The following is a 15,866-nucleotide window of genomic DNA, read 5'->3' as shown; positions in this document are numbered from 1 at the left end:
GGCGTAGATGATATAGAATGCGAGATGGAACATCATTTGTGAATTGAAGGACCATGGCGCGCCCCGAGATCAACCGCTCCGGCGAGATGGAAGTGTTCACCCGCGTGGTCGAACACGGCGGCTTCTCGGCCGCCGCCCGCATTTGCCGCATGACGCCGTCGGCGGTGAGCAAGCTCGTCGCAAGGCTCGAGACGCGGCTCGGCACCCGGCTCGTCAACCGCTCCACGCGCGCCTTCCAGCTGACCCCGGAGGGCTGCGCCTTCTTCGAGCGGGCGACGCGCATCCTGGCGGATATCGAGGATGCCGAGCGCAATGCCGGCGCCGGCGAGCAACCGGTCGGGCGCATCCGGCTCAACACCAGCGCCTCCTACGCCACCCATATTCTTGCGCCGATCCTGCCCGCGTTCCTGGAGCGCCACCCCGGTGTGACGCTCGATCTGGTGCAAACCGACCAGATCGTCGATCTCCTGGCCGAACGCACCGACGTCGCGGTGCGGGCGGGGCCCTTGAAGAGCTCGAGCCTCGTCGCCCGCAAGCTCGGCGAGACCGCGATGGTGATCGTCGCCGCGCCGGCCTATCTCGCCCGCTTCGGCGAGCCGAAGACCCTCGACGATCTCGATACCCATCGCCGCCTCGGCTTCGGCTATGTCCGCACCGTCGATGGATGGCCTTTGAAGCAGGGCGACGAGACGATCGTCGTTCCGACGGTCGGCCGCGTGCAGGCGAGCGACGGCGAAGCGCTACGGCACCTCGCCCTCGGCGGCGGCGGCCTTGCCCGCCTCGCCGCCTTCACGGTGCGCGCCGACATCGCGAGCGGCCGCCTCGTACCCGTGCTCGAACACCTCAACCCCGGCGATCGCGAGGCCTTCCATGCCATTCACATCGGACAGGGCGGCCCGCTGCCCTCGCGCGTCCGCGCGCTGCTCGATTTCCTCGGCGAGCGCGGCAAGGTCGGATAGGCGGGCGGTCGTGTCGCGGGCGCGAGCGACCACGCGTCGGCGGGCACCGTCCTTCACCGCAGGTTCCTCGATCTCCTGATCGGGGACCTGTCCCCAACCGCCGACGGCCGACCGGGTCGCGGAGCCCGGGGCGCGGAGTCCGGGATGCGGCGACGGCGCACGTCCCGTCGCGGTCCGACCTGGAGCCATGCCGTGTTTCGGCCACGGCTCTCGACTAGGGGCCTGCTCCGTCGACGAGACAGGAGGCCCACATGGACACCGTCGAGACCGAGCGCCTCGTGCTCAGGAACTTCCGGTCGGAAGATGCCGCCGACCTGTTCGCCTATCTGCACGCGCCGCGTTCGGCCTGCTTCCTCGATATGGCGCTCGCGGACCTCGACGCCGCCCGCGCTGAGGCCGAGACGCGCGCTCGCGCCGACGACTATGTCGCGGTCTGTCTGCGCGAGGGCGGCCGCGTGATCGGCGACCTGTTCCGCTTTCACGAGCCGCCCGACACCTATTCCGTCGGCTGGAATTTTCACGAGGACGTCGCCGGCGCCGGCTACGCGTCGGAAGCGGCGCGCGCGTTGTTCTCCCACCTTTTCCGCGTCGAAGGCGCGCGGCGGCTCTACGCCTATGTCGAAGAAGACAACCACCCCTCCCGCCGCCTGTGCGAACGGCTCGGCATGCGCGCCGAGGGGCTGTTCCGTGAGTTCATCTCGTTCGAGACCGGGGAAGACGGGATGCCGCGGTACGTGGACACGATGCAGTATGCGATTTTGAGCAAGGAGTGGGTGGGGTAGGTGCAGAAAGGTGACTATCAGTCTCCTTGCGAGCTTCGTATTAATAAAAATCGATAAAACTGATAATGAAATCGGTTTCTGTGATAATTGGATCGGAAAATATTATATTTTCAGTCATTTTAACCAAAGATATGTCTGCCAAGCGCCCACGCAGATCGAAATTGCTGTGCCGCCTAGGCCAACAGCCTTCGCGGCTCGACTTTCAAAGATCCGATCCAGCATAACTCCGATCCCGCGAGACGCAGTTCGCAATTTGCCGCTGATAAGTTTCTTGATCGTAGAACTAAGAAAGCCAACTTTTGATAATGTGGAATTGTGCATACGTATGAATTCATGGTTTCTAAACGCTTGGACTTCTTCTTCTCCAGTAAGAAAGTGGCGGTGGATTCCGCCGTTAAGTTCCATCAAAGACCTCATCTTCGGATGTTTTGCGTAGTCATTTCCATAGCGATCTGAAAGAAGATCGTTAAGATTGAGGCGCCTTTCGACGGGTATGACCGGGCTATCCACTTCGCCAAGTACACGGAACCTATGTTCCAGGTGCTCGAACCCGTAGGTGAGATTCCTCATATTCCAATGAATCCAATACTTATCGCGCCGATCGCGGACGAAAGCATAGAAGTCTCTGAGAAGTTTCCTTTCCACTTCATCGAAGCGGTCGCGAACGGCGTCGCGTCCGATGTGTAACTCTTCAGCTATCGAATGAGTTGAAAAGCTCAGTGTCTGCTCTGTCGCAAAATGAGTTATGGCGATCGATGTTATTCGAGGTGATAGGGCCTCGTTATCATCATACAAGCTCTGGCATGAATAATGAATAATATAGAAATTCTCGGGGTTCTTCTTTATCTCAGTGATAAAATCTCGACTGTTGTAGATGCTCATATGACAGCCCGTCGCTCTCGAAGAGCCCATGGATAAAATGGGCTGGGTGCATTGTGGTGCTGTATTCTCTCTGGTTGAATTTATCTGACGAGCGTTACGTAGGCAACGGATCACTAAATTCTCGTATATCGTGTGCCGCTTCGCCGACCTCCCTCGGCCCTGCCGTCCCGCCCCATCCGGAGACCCCCATGCTCGACGCGACGACCTTTCCGATCCTGGGCCGGTGGCCGGCCGCGCATCCCGATCGGCTGCAGCTGTTTTCGACGCCGACGCCGAACGGCGTGAAGGTCTCGATCCTGCTCGAGGAGATCGGCCTGCCTTATGAGGCGCACCGGATCGACATCGGCGCCAACGAGACCTGGACGCCCGAGTATCTGTCGCTGAACCCGAACGGAAAGATCCCCGCGATCATCGATCCCGACGGTCCGGGCGGCAAGCCGCTTGCGCTGTTCGAGTCCGGTGCGATCCTGGTCTATCTCGCCGAGAAGGCCGGCCGGTTCATCCCCGCCGACCCGGCCGCGCGATACGAGACGCTACAGTGGGTTTTCTTCCAGATGGCCGCGATCGGGCCGATGTTCGGGCAGCTCGGCTTCTTCCACAAGTTTGCCGGCCGCGAGTACGAGGACAAGCGTCCGCACGAGCGCTACCGCGCCGAGACGCAGCGCCTGCTCGGCGTGCTCGAGGCGCGGCTCGCGGGGCGCGACTGGATCATGGGTACCGACTACACGATCGCCGACATCGCGATCCTCGGCTGGGTCCGCAACCTGATCGGCTTCTACGGCGCCCGCGACATCGTCGGCTACGACGCGTTGAAGGCCGTGCCGGCGTGGCTCGAGCGCGGCCTCGCGCGCCCCGCGGTCCAGCGCGGCCTGACGGTGCCCGCCTGATCGGATCCGGCCTGATCTGTCCCAGCGCGAACGGCTCGGCGGATCCGGGCTCGCGCCGCGCCGGCCGCGGCCTCTTGCCGGCGGGCGCATCGTCCGCTAGCCCGGAACCATCCCACCCGGAGACGCCCCCGATGTCCGCCCCCGTCACGATCTACGGAATAAAAAATTGCGACACGATGAAGAAGGCTTTCGCCTGGCTCGATGCGCAGGGCGTCGCCTATCGCTTCGTCGACTACAAGAAGGCTGGCGCCCCGAACGCGCTTCGAGGGCTGGGTCGAACGCGTCGGCTGGGAGAAGGTGCTGAACCGCGCCGGCACGACCTTCAAGAAGCTGCCCGACGCCGACAGGGCCGATATCGATCGTGCCAAGGCGGTCGCGCTCATGCGCGCGCAGCCGAGCATGATCAAGCGGCCGGTCGTCGAGGCGGGCGAGGCGCTGCTCGTCGGGTTTGACCCGGCCGCCTTTGCCGCCACACTCGGCGGCTGAGGCACGCGTTCGGCCCGCTCTCGGGCATCGGTCGGTGCGCCCCGGCCTCGGTCGACAACGGTAGCCGTTCGGCACGGGAGGCGTTGCACCGCGCCCGTGGGGGTGCGAAAAACGGCGCGCTCCGGAGCGGGAAGGGATCGGTCATGCTGCTGTTGGTTCTGGGTCTCGTCGTCTTTCTCGGCGCCCATCTCGTGCCCGCCAGTCCCGGCTTGCGTGCCGGTCTCGCGACGCGGCTCGGCGAGACGCCCTACAAGGGCCTGTTCGCGCTCGTCTCGCTGGTCGGTCTGGTGCTGATCGTGATCGGCTATGGTCAGGCGCGCGCCGACGGCGCGCTGGTGCTCTGGACGCCGCCGAAGGCGCTCGTGCACCTGAACCTTCTCTTGATGTTGCCGGTGTTCCCGCTCCTGTTCGCGGCCTATCTGCCCGGCCGGATTCGCGCGACGCTCAAGCATCCGATGATCACCGCCGTGAAGCTGTGGGCCTTCGGCCACCTGCTCGCCAACGGTACGCTGCCGGATCTCCTCCTGTTCGGCGGGTTTCTCGCCTGGGGCGTGATCGACCGAATTTCGCTGAAGCGTCGCGGCGCGCCGGTGCCGGCGCCGGTCGCCGGCTTCACCCGCAACGACGCGATCGCGATCGTGCTCGGCCTCGTGGTCTACGGCCTGTTCGTCGCGCGCCTGCACCTGTTGCTGATCGGCGTCTCTCCGCTTCCATCGGCGTGAACGGCCGCTTTGCCACGCGGGCGCCACGAATCCGGTTCACTTCCCGAGCCGACCGTGGGGCTCGTGCTTTCTCAGGCGCGCGGTCCCGTGTAGAAACCCGCCCGCGGCCTCGGTTTGCCGGGCGCGGAACGAGATTGTATGGTGCGGCCCCCGAGCGGGAGCCGGCGTGTCGCACGCGTCGGCAGAACGGTCGGTGCGTGTGGTTTTCATAGAAGGCGGGGCAACCGCCGGAGTGTGGGTCGGAATGGCGGATATCTTCAACGAGATCGACGAGGACCTGCGGCGCGACCAGCTGCGCAGGCTCTGGGATCGCTACAGTGGTCTTCTCCTCGCCGTGGCCGTTCTGATCGTGCTCGGCGTCGCCGGCTGGCGCGCCTGGGAGTATTGGCAGGACACCCGCGCCCAGGCGCAGGGCGATCAGTATGTCGCCGCGCTGAAGCAGATCGAGACCGGCGATCTCGCCGGCGCCGAGACCAATCTGGAGGCCTTCGCCAAGACCGCGGACGGCGGCTATCCGGCGCTGGCCCTGATCCGCGCCGCGAGCGCCCGGCAGCAGACCGGCGACGCCGAGGGCGCGCTCAAGGCCTTCGACGCGGTCGCCGCAAAGGCCGGCACGCCGCCGTTGCTCGCCGACTTCGCCCGCGTGCGTGCCGGCTACATCGCGCTCGACATCGAGGACCGTGCCAAGGTCGAGGCGCGCGTCGCCGGTCTGGATACGGCGACCGGTGCCTGGCGCCATTCCGCACGCGAGATCCTGGCCTTCGCGGCCTGGAAGGCCGGCGACTATGCCGGGGCCTCCAAGCGGCTGGACGAGATCGACGCCGATCCGCAGACGCCGCGCGTGCTCGCCGAGCATGCCAAGATGCTCACCGGCCTGATCACCGCCGCCACCGAGAAGAAGGCCGCCGGCGCCGCCGGCTCTGCCCCCGCCGCATCGACCGGAAAGGCCCCCTGATGTCCTTCGCCACCCGGAAGCCGTTCCGTCTCGCCGCCGCCGTTCTTCTTGCAGCGGGCCTCGCGGGCTGCACCTCGACCGACGACATTCAGGACGCGATCGGCGCCATCAACCCGTTCGGCTCGTCGAAGAAGCAGCTTCCCGGCGAACGCCTGCCGGTGCTGAGCGACCAGAGCCCGGCGCAGATGTCCAAGAACAAGCCGGTTTCGATCGGCGGCACGCGCAACGTCAACGCCTGGGTCGGCGCGGGCGGCCCGACCGGCAACGATCCCGGCAACGTCGCGATCGCCGGCGGCAGCGGCCGTGTCTGGTCGACCAGCGCCGCCGACATCGGCGCCGGCAGCATGACGCGCGAGACCGTGCGCCTGTTCGCCCGGCCCGTCGCCGCGGACGGCCGCATCTTCGTCTACGATCCGAACGGCAACATCACCGCATCGTCGCTCGACGGCGGCGGCCGGCTCTGGCGCGTCAGCGCCCGTCCGGCCGACATCGACGCCGTGACGACCGGCGGCGGCGTGACCACCGACGGCCCGCGCGTCTATGCGGCGACCGGCTACGGCAACGTGGTCGCCTTCGATGCCGCCTCGGGCAACAAGCTCTGGGACAAGAAGCTGAACGAGCCGGCGCGTGGCGCGCCGACCGTCGGCGACGGCAAGATCTTCGTGGTCAGCCAGGCCAACATCATCTATTGCCTGTCGGCCGCCGACGGCAAGGAACTGTGGACCTTCAACGGCGTGCCGGAAATCGGCGGCCTGTTGAGCTCGGCCAATCCCGCCGTCGTCGGCGGCATCGTGGTCGCGCCCTTCACCTCGGGTGAGCTCGTCGCGCTCGACATCAAGACCGGCAAGCCGGTCTGGGGCGACGCGCTGGCGCGCGCCAGCCGTAGCTTCGCGGTCTCCGGCCTCTCGGACATCTCGGCGAGCCCGGTCGTCTCCGACGGCGTCGTCTACGTGACCGGCGTCGGCAGCCGCACCGCGGCGATCTCGCTGAAGACCGGCCAGCGCCTGTGGGACCAGTCGGTCGGCTCCGCCCACACGCCGGCGGTTTCGGGCAACGCGGTGTTCCTGAACGACCTCGACGACAATCTCATCGCTCTCGACCGCAAGACCGGCGAGGTCCTGTGGTCGAGCCGCCTGCCGGTCACGCGTGAGAAGAAGAAGCGCACCAACTGGGCCGGCCCGCTGCTCGCCGGCGGTCAGCTCTGGCTCGTCTCCAACGAGGGCGGCATGATCTCGGTCGATCCGAAGTCGGGTCAGGTGACCGGCACGCAGTCGATCGGCGATCCGGCCATGATCGCGCCGATCGCGGTCGGCGGTAAGCTGATCGTGCTCTCCGCCGGTGGGACGCTCGCCGCCTACAACTGACCGGCGCACAGGCCGGTCCGTCCGGGCCGGCTGCATGACTGTTTCGGCAAGCGCTCCGTGGCCGCGAGGACCACGGGGCGCTTGTCGCGTTGATCCGAACGCGGCACGCTGGCCGCACTGTCGAATGCGGCCGATCCGGCTGCCCACACCCGAGCGCGGCGTCGCCGCCGCGCCCCAATGGAACAAGGACGCAATGCCCGCCACCGTCGCGATCGTCGGTCGACCCAATGTCGGCAAGTCGACGCTCTTCAACCGCCTCGTCGGCAAGCGGCTCGCGCTGGTGGACGATACGCCCGGCGTGACCCGTGACCGTCGCGAGGGCGACGCGCGCCTCGGCGACCTGCGCTTCACCATCGTCGACACAGCCGGCCTCGAGGAGGCCGACGCCGACAGCCTGACCGGCCGCATGCGCGCCCAGACCGAGGAGGCGATCCGCGCCGCCGACGTCGTGCTGTTCGTGGTCGACAGCCGCTCCGGCCTGACGCCGCTCGACAAGACCTTCGGCGAGCTCCTGCGCCGCACGGGCCAGAACGTCGTGCTGGTCGCCAATAAGAGCGAGGGCACGGCCGGCATGGCCGGCGCCTACGAGGCCTACGAGATGGGCTTCGGCGACCCGGTCGCGGTCTCTGCCGAGCACGGCGAGGGCATGGCCTCGCTCTACGAGGCGCTGGAGCCCTATTGCACCGAGCCCGAGGTCGATGTCGATCTCGGCGAGGAGGTCGCGGACGGCGATGAGGGTGAGATCGACACCTCGAAGCCGCTGCGCATCTGCATCGTCGGCCGGCCGAACGCCGGCAAGTCGACGATGATCAACCGCATCATCGGCGAGGACCGCCTGTTGACCGGCCCGGAGGCCGGCATCACACGCGACAGCATCTCGGTCGACTGGGACTGGCACGGCCGGCCGGTGAAGCTGTTCGACACGGCCGGCCTGCGTCGCAAGTCGCGCGTGCAGGACAAGCTCGAGAAGCTCTCGGTCGCCGACGCGCTGCGCGCGATCCGCTTCGCCGAGGTGGTCGTGGTCATGCTCGACGCGACGATCCCGTTCGAGAAGCAGGATCTTCAAATCGTCGATCTGGTCGTGCGCGAGGGCCGCGCGGTCGTGATCGCGCTCAACAAGTGGGATCTGATCGAGGATCGCGGCAAGGCCTGGAAGGACATGCGCGAGACCTGCGAGCGCCTGCTGCCGCAGGTCCGCGGCGTGCCGCTGGTGCGCCTCTCCGGCCTGATGGGCGACGGGCTCGACGATCTGATGAAGGCAGTCACCAAGGTCCACCAGACCTGGAACCGCCGCGTCTCGACCTCCCAGCTCAACCGCTGGCTCGAGAACATCATCGAGCGCCATCCGCCGCCGGCCGTCGCCGGCCGCCGGATCAAGATCCGCTACATGACGCAGGCGAAGTCGCGGCCGCCGCACTTCATCGTGTTCACCTCGCGCCCCGACGCGGTGCCGGAGAGCTACACGCGCTATCTGGTCAACAATCTGCGCGAGAGCTTCGAACTCGACGGCATCCCGCTGCGCCTCAGCCTGCGCGGCAGCGACAACCCGTTCGACAAGGACAAGGACTGACGCGGGATGCGGTCCTCGAGGGCCGGCCGCGACTGACGCAAAGCGGAGCGAGGAGGACCGATCGGATGCGCATTGTCTCTGCGTGGATCGCCAGGCTCTTCGCGCTGCCCTTGGCGGCCGGCCTGCTCGTGGCGCCAGCCGCGGCCGGGCCGCTGCGCGACATGATGCGCGACCGGATCGCCGAGCGCGTCCAGGCGCGCATCGCCGATGCGCCCCCGCCCGATCCGGCGACGATCCTGCCGGGCAGTACGGTCGCGACCCGCGCCTATGGCCCGGCCGGCGCCCAGCGCCTCGACGTCTATACGCCGCCTGGCGCCCGGGCTGCGCCGGTCCTGGTCATGGTGCATGGCGGCGCGTGGCGGGTCGGGGACAAGGCGCGCGCCGAGGTCGTCGTCAACAAGCTGAAGCACTGGCTGCCGAAGGGCTTCGTGTTCGTCAGCGTCAACTATCGCATGCTGCCCGAAGTCATGGCCGATACCCAGGCCGACGACGTCGCTGCCGCGCTCCGGTGGGTGCAGGCGCATGCGGCCGAATTCGGCGGCGATCCGCGCCGGATCGTGCTGATGGGCCATTCCGCCGGCGCCCATCTCGCCGCGCTGCTGTCGACCGAACCCGCGCGCGTCGGACGGCCCTGGGCCGGCACGGTCGTGCTCGACACGGCCGTGCTCGACGTGCCCGCCAAGATGGCCGGCCGCCATGCCGGCTTCTACGACGAGGCTTTCGGGAGCGATCCGGCCTATTGGCGCAAGACCTCGCCGCTCGACCATTGGTCGCCGACGGCCGTGCCGATGCTGCTCGTCTGCTCGACCGAGCGTGCCGATCGCCCCTGCGACGAGGCGCGCGCCTTCGCGGCCCGGACGGCGAAGGGCGGCCGGACGACGCCGGTGCTGCCCGAGCCGCTGAGCCACGGCGCGATCAACGCGACCCTCGGTGCTCCCGGCGCCTACACGGCCGCGGTCGACGCCTTCATCGCCGACCGCCTGCGCTGAGCGGCCCGGCTGGCGAGTGCCCGCGGGCCGGTGCGGCGGATCAGAGCCAGGCCTGCTTGGGGAAATCCCACACGCGACCCGTCTCGGCGACATCGTCGCCGAGCAGGCGCACGATATGCGGCACCAACGCCTCGGGCGCCGGCAGTGTCTCCGGATCTTCGCCCGGCATCGCCTTGGCGCGCATCTTGGTGCGCATCGGTCCCGGGTTGACCAGATTGGCCTTGATGCCGTGCGTCTCGCTCTCGCGCGCGTAGGTGACGACCAGCGCCTCGAGCGCCGCCTTCGACAGCGAGTAGGCGCCCCAGAACGGCCTGAGGTTCCGCACCGCGCCCGACGACAGGAACACCGCCCGGCCGCGGCCGGAGAGGCGCAGCAGCGGGTCGAGCGAGCGGATCAGCCGATAGTTCGCGGTAACGTTGACCGCCAGCACCTCGTCGAAGTCCTTGGGATCGACATGGCCGACCGGCGAGATCGGCCCGAGCACGCCGGCATTGCCGACGAGGCCGTCGAGCTTGCCGTACCGCTCGTAGAGCGCCGCGCCGAGCCGGTCGATCGCCGGAAAGTCCTTAAGGTCGAGCGGCACCAGTGTCGCCTCGCCGCCGACCGCCCGGATCGCGTCGTCGAGTTCCTCGAGCCCGCCGACGGTGCGCGCCACCGCGACCACATGGGCGCCGGCCGCCGCGACGCCGAGCGCCGCCGCGCGGCCGATGCCGCGCGAGGCGCCGGTGACGACGACGATACGGCCGAGCAGAGGTTTGTCCGTCATGACGCGGAGCTCCGGATGCTTGTTCGTGAGGGAGATCGGCCGCGAAACGAGGATCGCCCCGTCCGCGGCCGGAGGAAGGGAGGGCGGTCAGCTCGCTTCGGAGAACACGTCGAGCGGGCGGATGTTGGTCTGGCCGCGATCGGTCAGCTTGGTCGGGTATTCGCCGGTGAAGCAGGCGTCGCAGAACTGCGGCGCCTCGCCATTGCGCTTGGCCTCGCCGACGGCGCGATAGAGGCCGTCGATCGACAGGAACGCCAGACTGTCGACGTTGATGTAGGCCGCGAGCTCGGCGAGCGACATGCGCGAGGCGATCAGCTTCGACTTCTCCGGCGTGTCGACGCCGTAGAAGCACGGGTCCGTCGTCGGCGGCGAGGCGATGCGCATGTGCACCTCGGCCGCGCCGGCGTCGCGCACCATCTGCACGATCTTCTGCGAGGTCGTGCCGCGCACGATCGAATCGTCGACCAGCACGACGCGCTTGCCCTCGATCACCGCCTTGTTCGGATTGTGCTTGAGCTTGACGCCCATGTGGCGGATCGAATCCGTCGGCTGGATGAAGGTCCGGCCGACATAGTGGTTGCGGATGATGCCGAGATCGAACGGCAGGCCGGACGCCTCGGCGAAGCCCATCGCCGCCGGGGTGCCCGAATCCGGCACCGGAATGACCACGTCGGCCGGCACGGGCGACTCGCGCGCCAGTTCCGCGCCGATGCGCTTGCGCACGCCGTAGATCGACGTCGTGCCGACCAGGCTGTCCGGTCGCGCGAAGTAGACATATTCGAAGATGCAGAAGCGCGACCGCTCCTGTGCGAGCGGGCGCAGCGACTGGATGCCGTCCTCGGTGATCACCACCATTTCGCCCGGCTCGATCTCGCGGATCGCGCGGCCGCCGATGATGTCGAGCGCACAGGTCTCCGACGCCAGCACGAAGGCACCGTCGACGTCGCCGAGCACCAGCGGACGCACGCCGAGCGGATCGCGCACGCCGATCATTTTCTTGCCCGACAGGGCGACGAAGGCGTAGGCGCCCTCGATCTGCTGCAGGGCGTCGATGAAGCGCTCGACCAGATCGCCCTTCTCGGAGGTCGCGATCAGGTGGATCACGGTCTCGGTATCGGAGGTCGACTGGAAGATCGAGCCGCGCCGCTGCAGCTGCCGCTGCAGCGTGAGGGCGTTGGTGAGGTTGCCGTTGTGGGCGATCGAGAAGCCGCCGCCGTGGAACTCGGCGAACATCGGCTGGACGTTGCGCAGCACCTGACCGCCGGTCGTGGCGTAGCGCGTGTGGCCGATGCCGCGCGCGCCCTTCAGGCGCTGGATCACGGCGGGCTTGGAGAAGTTGTCGCCGACGAGGCCGATATGGCGCTCGACGTGGAACTGCTGGCCGTCGAAGGTGACGATGCCCGCGGCCTCCTGGCCGCGATGCTGGAGCGCGTGCAGGCCGAGCGCGGTCAGCGCCGCCGCCTCCGGGTGACCGAACACGCCGAAGACGCCGCATTCCTCATGGAGACGATCGTCGTCGAAGGGCAATCCGCCGAAATCCGTCTCGTGGTGCCCGTTCGCGTCCGTCATGCTCAGCTCCTTCGCCTGCGCCCAGAGGGCGTCCACAGCATCTTGTCGAACGCCCTCTCTCCGAGGCCCCTGTGGCGCAGGCGCTCGTCGAGATGCCGGGCATCGAAACCCACCGTCGTCCTGCGGTCGGCGTTTTACCGCCACCGTCTCGCCGCCTCGACCAGACGCCATCGTCCAGACCCCACCGTCCCGCCCTTTGTCCCCGCCGTCGTCGTCAGGGCATTTCGGGACCGAGGTTCCCGATCGGACCCCGGACCGTCGAGGCGACGATCCCGAGATCATGCCGGGCACGTCCGTTCGCTCCGGCGCGGCCGCACGGCCCTCTCGGACTATGCGGCCTCTCCAACGCGAACGGGTCCGACCGCCATATGGGGCGCGGACCCGGGACTTTCTTGGCCTATGCGACCGAAACATGACACCGCTTGGCTGCCATGCGGCGACGTCTTACTGCGTCTTCGCGCTTCCGGTGATCAACTGGTCGAGGCCGCGTTTCTCGCTCGGCTTGTAGCCGGGGTTGCCGGGAGCGAGTTCCGTGCGCTTCTGCGGCGCGAGCTTCGATTCGTCGGGCTGCTGCGTATCGGCCGGCGCGGTATCTTCGCGCCGTTTGCCGAACTTGTTCAGGATGGTCTTTTCGGCGTCCTCCGGCAAGGCGGCGACGAGCCGCTGGCCGAGGAAGTCGATCACCGGCTTCGACTTCGCCTTGGCGACCCAGGTCGGCTGCTTGTCGGCCTCGACGAACCAGTTGAAGAACTGCATCGCGACCACGATCAGGAGCAGGCCGCGCGCGGCGCCGAACAGAAAGCCGGCCGAGCGGTCGAGGGCACCGAAGGCCGAATCGAGCACGAAATCGGAGATCTTCATGGTGATGTAGCTGACGACCAGCAGCGTCACGACGAAGATGACGGCGGCAGAGACGCCGAGTGCGACCTGCTCGCTGGAAATATACGGCTTGACGTAGGGCAGCGCCTGCTTGTGCAGCAGGTAGGCGGCGGCGGCCGCCGCGACCCAGGAGCCGATCGACAGAACCTCGCGCAGGAAACCGCGATACATGGCGAGCAACGCCGACACGAGCATCACGACGATGACAATTCCGTCGAGAAGCGTGATGAAGTCCATCGGTGAAATCTCGCCTCGCTGCGACCGCGCGTCCCCCGCGCGAATGGAGCCGCCCGAGCCTTCGCCCAAGCGCCGGACCCGATAGCACGTTTCCTCGCGACGCGCGACCGGCCAGATGCGGCCTTTCACGGATTCGCGAAACAGCACCTCGAGCACGATGCGTCGCCTTGGTCCGCCGCCTTGGCCCGCCGCCTTGGTCCTTGGAAGCAATGGCGGCGAGCCGGTACGACCGATCGACCGCATCCGGCGGTTCAACGGCCCGCGATGCCCATCGCCACGGGCCGCGGTGTCCGCGGCTGGTCACCCCGTGATCGGTCGTCTCGCGCGCTCGCCGCGATCCGCGCGACGAGCCCGGCGAGGGCATCGAGCCCGGTCGTCTCGATCCCGCCCGGCGTCGTGGTCTCGCCGAGATTGCCGACCGGCATCACCGCATGCCGGAAGCCGAGCCGCTCGGCCTCCTTGATTCGCGCTTCGCCGCGCGCGACCGGCCGCAACGCTCCGGAGAGCCCGACCTCGCCGAAATAGACCGCCTCGGCCGGCAGCGCCGCGCCGGTCAAGGACGACACGAGCGCGGCCGCGACCGCGAGGTCCGCCGCCGGCTCCTGGATGCGCAGGCCGCCGGCGACGCTGAGATAGACGTCGCTCTGTCCGAGCTTGACGCCGCAATGGGCCTCGAGCACGGCGAGGATCATCGACAGGCGATTGCCGTCCCAGCCGACCACGGCCCGCCGCGGCGTGCCGAGCGAGGAGGGCGCGACCAGCGCCTGGATCTCGACCAGCAGCGGCCGCGATCCCTCCATGCCGGCGAAGACCGCGGTGCCCGGCGAGCGGCCGTCGCGCTCGCCGAGAAACAGCTCCGACGGGTTGGCGACCTCGCGCAGCCCGAGCCCGGTCATCTCGAACACGCCGATCTCGTCCGTCGGTCCGAACCGATTCTTGACCGACCGCAGCACGCGAAACTGATGCGCGCCGTCGCCCTCGAAATAGAGCACGGCGTCGACCATGTGCTCGACGACGCGCGGCCCGGCGATCTGCCCGTCCTTGGTGACGTGGCCGACCAGCACCACCGTCGCGCCGCTCGCCTTGGCGTAGCGGATCAAGGCCTGTGCGGCGGTGCGGACCTGCGTGACGGTGCCGGGCGCGGATTCGGCGAGTTCGGTCCAGAGCGTCTGGATCGAATCGACCACGACCAGCGCCGGTGTCGGCCCGGCCTGCAGGGTGGCGAGAATGTCCTCGACGCTGGTCTCGGCGGCGAGCGCGACCGGCGCCTGCGCGAGGCCCAGCCGTTCGGCCCGCAGCCGCACCTGCCCGACCGCCTCTTCGCCGGAGACGTAGACGACGCGATGGCCGAGGCTCGCGAGCACCGCCGAGGCCTGGATGAGCAGCGTCGACTTGCCGATGCCCGGATCGCCGCCGACGAGCAGCGCCGACCCGCGCACGAAACCGCCGCCCGTGACGCGGTCGAGCTCCGTCAGCCCGGTCACGATGCGGGGGCTTCCTTGGCCTCGCCCGACAACGCGACGAGCGGCACGACCCGGCCGCGCCGGGCCGAGACCGACAGGCTCGCCGGCGCGGCACCGACGCCGCTCGGTCCACCGTCAAGCTCTTCGACGATGGTGTTCCACTCGCCGCACCCATCGCAGCGCCCTGCCCATCGGGCTGTCACCGATCCGCAGTTCTGGCAGACGAAACGGCTGCTGCGCTTGGCCATCGACGACGATCCCCCTTGACGACGATCTGGATCATGGCATCATGTTCACGATTTGTCCAGGGGGGCGGCAGCAGAAGCATTCCTGTGGAGGTCTCGCGAGAGTGGGCGCTTTCCGGGGCGTCGGCCCTTTCGGGATTGACGGGATGGACCTCCGGTTCGGCCGTGTATCGGGCTCGAGCGGCCCCGGTATCGGGCGAAGCAGATGGCGGGGAGGCGCCGACGGCGGCGCGGAACGTCGATGGGAGCGCGGCTCGCGCGGGCAGGGTGACCGCAGGGCGCGTGCGGCGCAGGGGAGGAAGCGACGATGCTCGATCTGGCGGAGAAGCGGCGGCGCTTTCGTGCCTTGCATGCGGAAGGGTGTTTTCTTCTGCCCAATCCATGGGATGTCGGTAGCCTGCGACGGTTGGAGGCGCTCGGCTTCGCGGCGGTCGCTTCGACCAGTTCGGGCCTTGCCTGGTCACTCGGCAAGGACGATGGCGAGGTGACGCTCGACGAGGTGCTCGATCATCTCGGCCGCTTGTGCGCGGCGACCGATCTGCCGGTCAATGCCGATTTCGAGAACGGCTATGCCGATGATCTCGGTGGCCTCGGAAGCAATGTGGCCAGGGCGGTCGCCGCGGGCGTGTGCGGTGTTTCGATCGAGGATCAGCGCGGCGGGGCGCTCTATGAACAGTCTGCAGCGGTCGAACGGATCGCGACGGCGCGTGCAGCGATCGATGCGACCGGCGCGGACGTGATACTGGTCGGCCGCGCGGAAGGCGCGCTGCTCGGGCACGACGACGGCGGCGATCTGGTCGCGCGCCTGGTCGCCTATGCGAGCGCCGGAGCGGACTGCCTCTATGCACCCTGCGTCACCGATCTCGGCCTGATATCGGAGATCGTCGCGGCGGTCGCGCCGAAGCCCGTGAACGTTCTGCTCTGGGGGCCCGACATGCGCGTCGCCGACCTGGTCGAGCGGGGTGTCCGGCGCGTGAGCGTCGGCGGCGCATTGGCGGCGGCGGCCTGGACCGGCTTCGAGGCCGCGGCCCGCCTGTTCCGTGACGAGGGGCGTGTGCTTCCGCGGCGCACCGAGTTTCGCTGAGATCGGCTTCGCACACGGCGCGAGAGC

Annotated in this window: 13 protein-coding genes and 2 pseudogenes; 10 read left to right on the top strand and 5 right to left on the bottom strand. The window is 68.1% G+C overall.

Annotated features, from left to right (window positions below):
• Positions 1-53: 53 nt before the first annotated feature.
• Together ABS361_10920 and ABS361_10915 are read left to right on the top strand one after the other, a co-directional pair.
• Positions 54-959, top strand: coding sequence for a LysR family transcriptional regulator (locus ABS361_10920; GenBank protein ID XBY46673.1), 906 nt, complete (start codon positions 54-56; stop codon positions 957-959).
• Positions 960-1,210: 251 nt separating this feature from the next.
• Positions 1,211-1,741, top strand: a complete 531-nt coding sequence (locus ABS361_10915) for a GNAT family protein (protein XBY46672.1) — start codon at positions 1,211-1,213, stop codon at positions 1,739-1,741.
• Positions 1,742-1,855: 114 nt separating this feature from the next.
• Here ABS361_10915 and ABS361_10910 read toward each other — a convergent pair whose 3' ends face one another.
• On the bottom strand, positions 1,856-2,623 hold the full coding sequence (locus ABS361_10910; GenBank protein XBY46671.1) for a hypothetical protein: 768 nt from the start codon (positions 2,621-2,623) through the stop codon (positions 1,856-1,858).
• Between the two features lie 188 nt (positions 2,624-2,811).
• On the opposite strand from ABS361_10910, the gene ABS361_10905 reads away from it, so the two are divergent.
• The 7 genes and pseudogenes from ABS361_10905 (at position 2,812) to ABS361_10875 (ending at position 9,596) form a co-directional block, all read left to right on the top strand.
• The gene (locus tag ABS361_10905; protein XBY46670.1) at positions 2,812-3,510 is read left to right on the top strand and encodes a glutathione S-transferase N-terminal domain-containing protein; all 699 of its coding nucleotides are present in this window, start codon (positions 2,812-2,814) and stop codon (positions 3,508-3,510) included.
• 131 nt (positions 3,511-3,641) lie between these two features.
• Positions 3,642-3,996: pseudogene (locus ABS361_10900) on the top strand (arsenate reductase).
• 143 nt (positions 3,997-4,139) lie between these two features.
• Positions 4,140-4,718 carry an NnrU family protein gene (locus ABS361_10895; GenBank protein ID XBY46669.1) on the top strand — a complete coding sequence of 193 codons (579 nt, stop codon included), beginning with the start codon at positions 4,140-4,142 and terminating at the stop codon, positions 4,716-4,718.
• Positions 4,719-4,962: 244 nt separating this feature from the next.
• Complete coding sequence (locus ABS361_10890; protein ID XBY46668.1) at positions 4,963-5,673, top strand: tetratricopeptide repeat protein; 711 nt, start codon at positions 4,963-4,965, stop codon at positions 5,671-5,673.
• Positions 5,673-7,037 carry a PQQ-binding-like beta-propeller repeat protein gene (locus ABS361_10885; protein ID XBY46667.1) on the top strand — a complete coding sequence of 455 codons (1,365 nt, stop codon included), beginning with the start codon at positions 5,673-5,675 and terminating at the stop codon, positions 7,035-7,037. Before ABS361_10890 ends, ABS361_10885 begins: the two co-directional genes overlap by 1 nt.
• A 193-nt stretch (positions 7,038-7,230) precedes the next feature.
• Positions 7,231-8,607, top strand: coding sequence for a ribosome biogenesis GTPase Der (der, locus tag ABS361_10880; protein ID XBY46666.1), 1,377 nt, complete (start codon positions 7,231-7,233; stop codon positions 8,605-8,607).
• Between the two features lie 65 nt (positions 8,608-8,672).
• Entirely contained in the window at positions 8,673-9,596 is a 924-nt protein-coding gene (locus tag ABS361_10875; GenBank protein XBY46665.1) for an alpha/beta hydrolase, read from the top strand.
• A gap of 40 nt (positions 9,597-9,636) precedes the next feature.
• Here the strand turns inward: ABS361_10875 and ABS361_10870 are convergent, their stop codons facing one another.
• The 4 genes and pseudogenes from ABS361_10870 to radA form a co-directional block, all read right to left on the bottom strand.
• Positions 9,637-10,362 (bottom strand): SDR family NAD(P)-dependent oxidoreductase, encoded by a 726-nt coding sequence (locus ABS361_10870; protein XBY46664.1) that lies wholly within the window; start codon positions 10,360-10,362, stop codon positions 9,637-9,639.
• Positions 10,363-10,449: 87 nt separating this feature from the next.
• Positions 10,450-11,931 carry an amidophosphoribosyltransferase gene (gene purF / locus ABS361_10865; protein ID XBY46663.1) on the bottom strand — a complete coding sequence of 494 codons (1,482 nt, stop codon included), beginning with the start codon at positions 11,929-11,931 and terminating at the stop codon, positions 10,450-10,452.
• A gap of 444 nt (positions 11,932-12,375) precedes the next feature.
• Entirely contained in the window at positions 12,376-13,047 is a 672-nt protein-coding gene (locus tag ABS361_10860) for a CvpA family protein (GenBank protein XBY46875.1), read from the bottom strand.
• Positions 13,048-13,298: 251 nt separating this feature from the next.
• Positions 13,299-14,758: pseudogene (gene radA, locus ABS361_10855) on the bottom strand (DNA repair protein RadA).
• Between the two features lie 304 nt (positions 14,759-15,062).
• On the opposite strand from radA, the gene ABS361_10850 reads away from it, so the two are divergent.
• Entirely contained in the window at positions 15,063-15,839 is a 777-nt protein-coding gene (locus ABS361_10850; protein ID XBY46662.1) for an isocitrate lyase/phosphoenolpyruvate mutase family protein, read from the top strand.
• Positions 15,840-15,866 lie beyond the last annotated feature (27 nt).

The organism is Ancalomicrobiaceae bacterium S20 (genome assembly GCA_040269895.1).
In the GTDB taxonomy this organism is placed as follows: Bacteria; Pseudomonadota; Alphaproteobacteria; order Rhizobiales; family Ancalomicrobiaceae; genus Methyloraptor; species Methyloraptor flagellatus.
The sequence above is the reverse complement of the archived record's forward strand: the minus strand, read 5'-3'. Positions and strand labels throughout refer to the sequence as shown.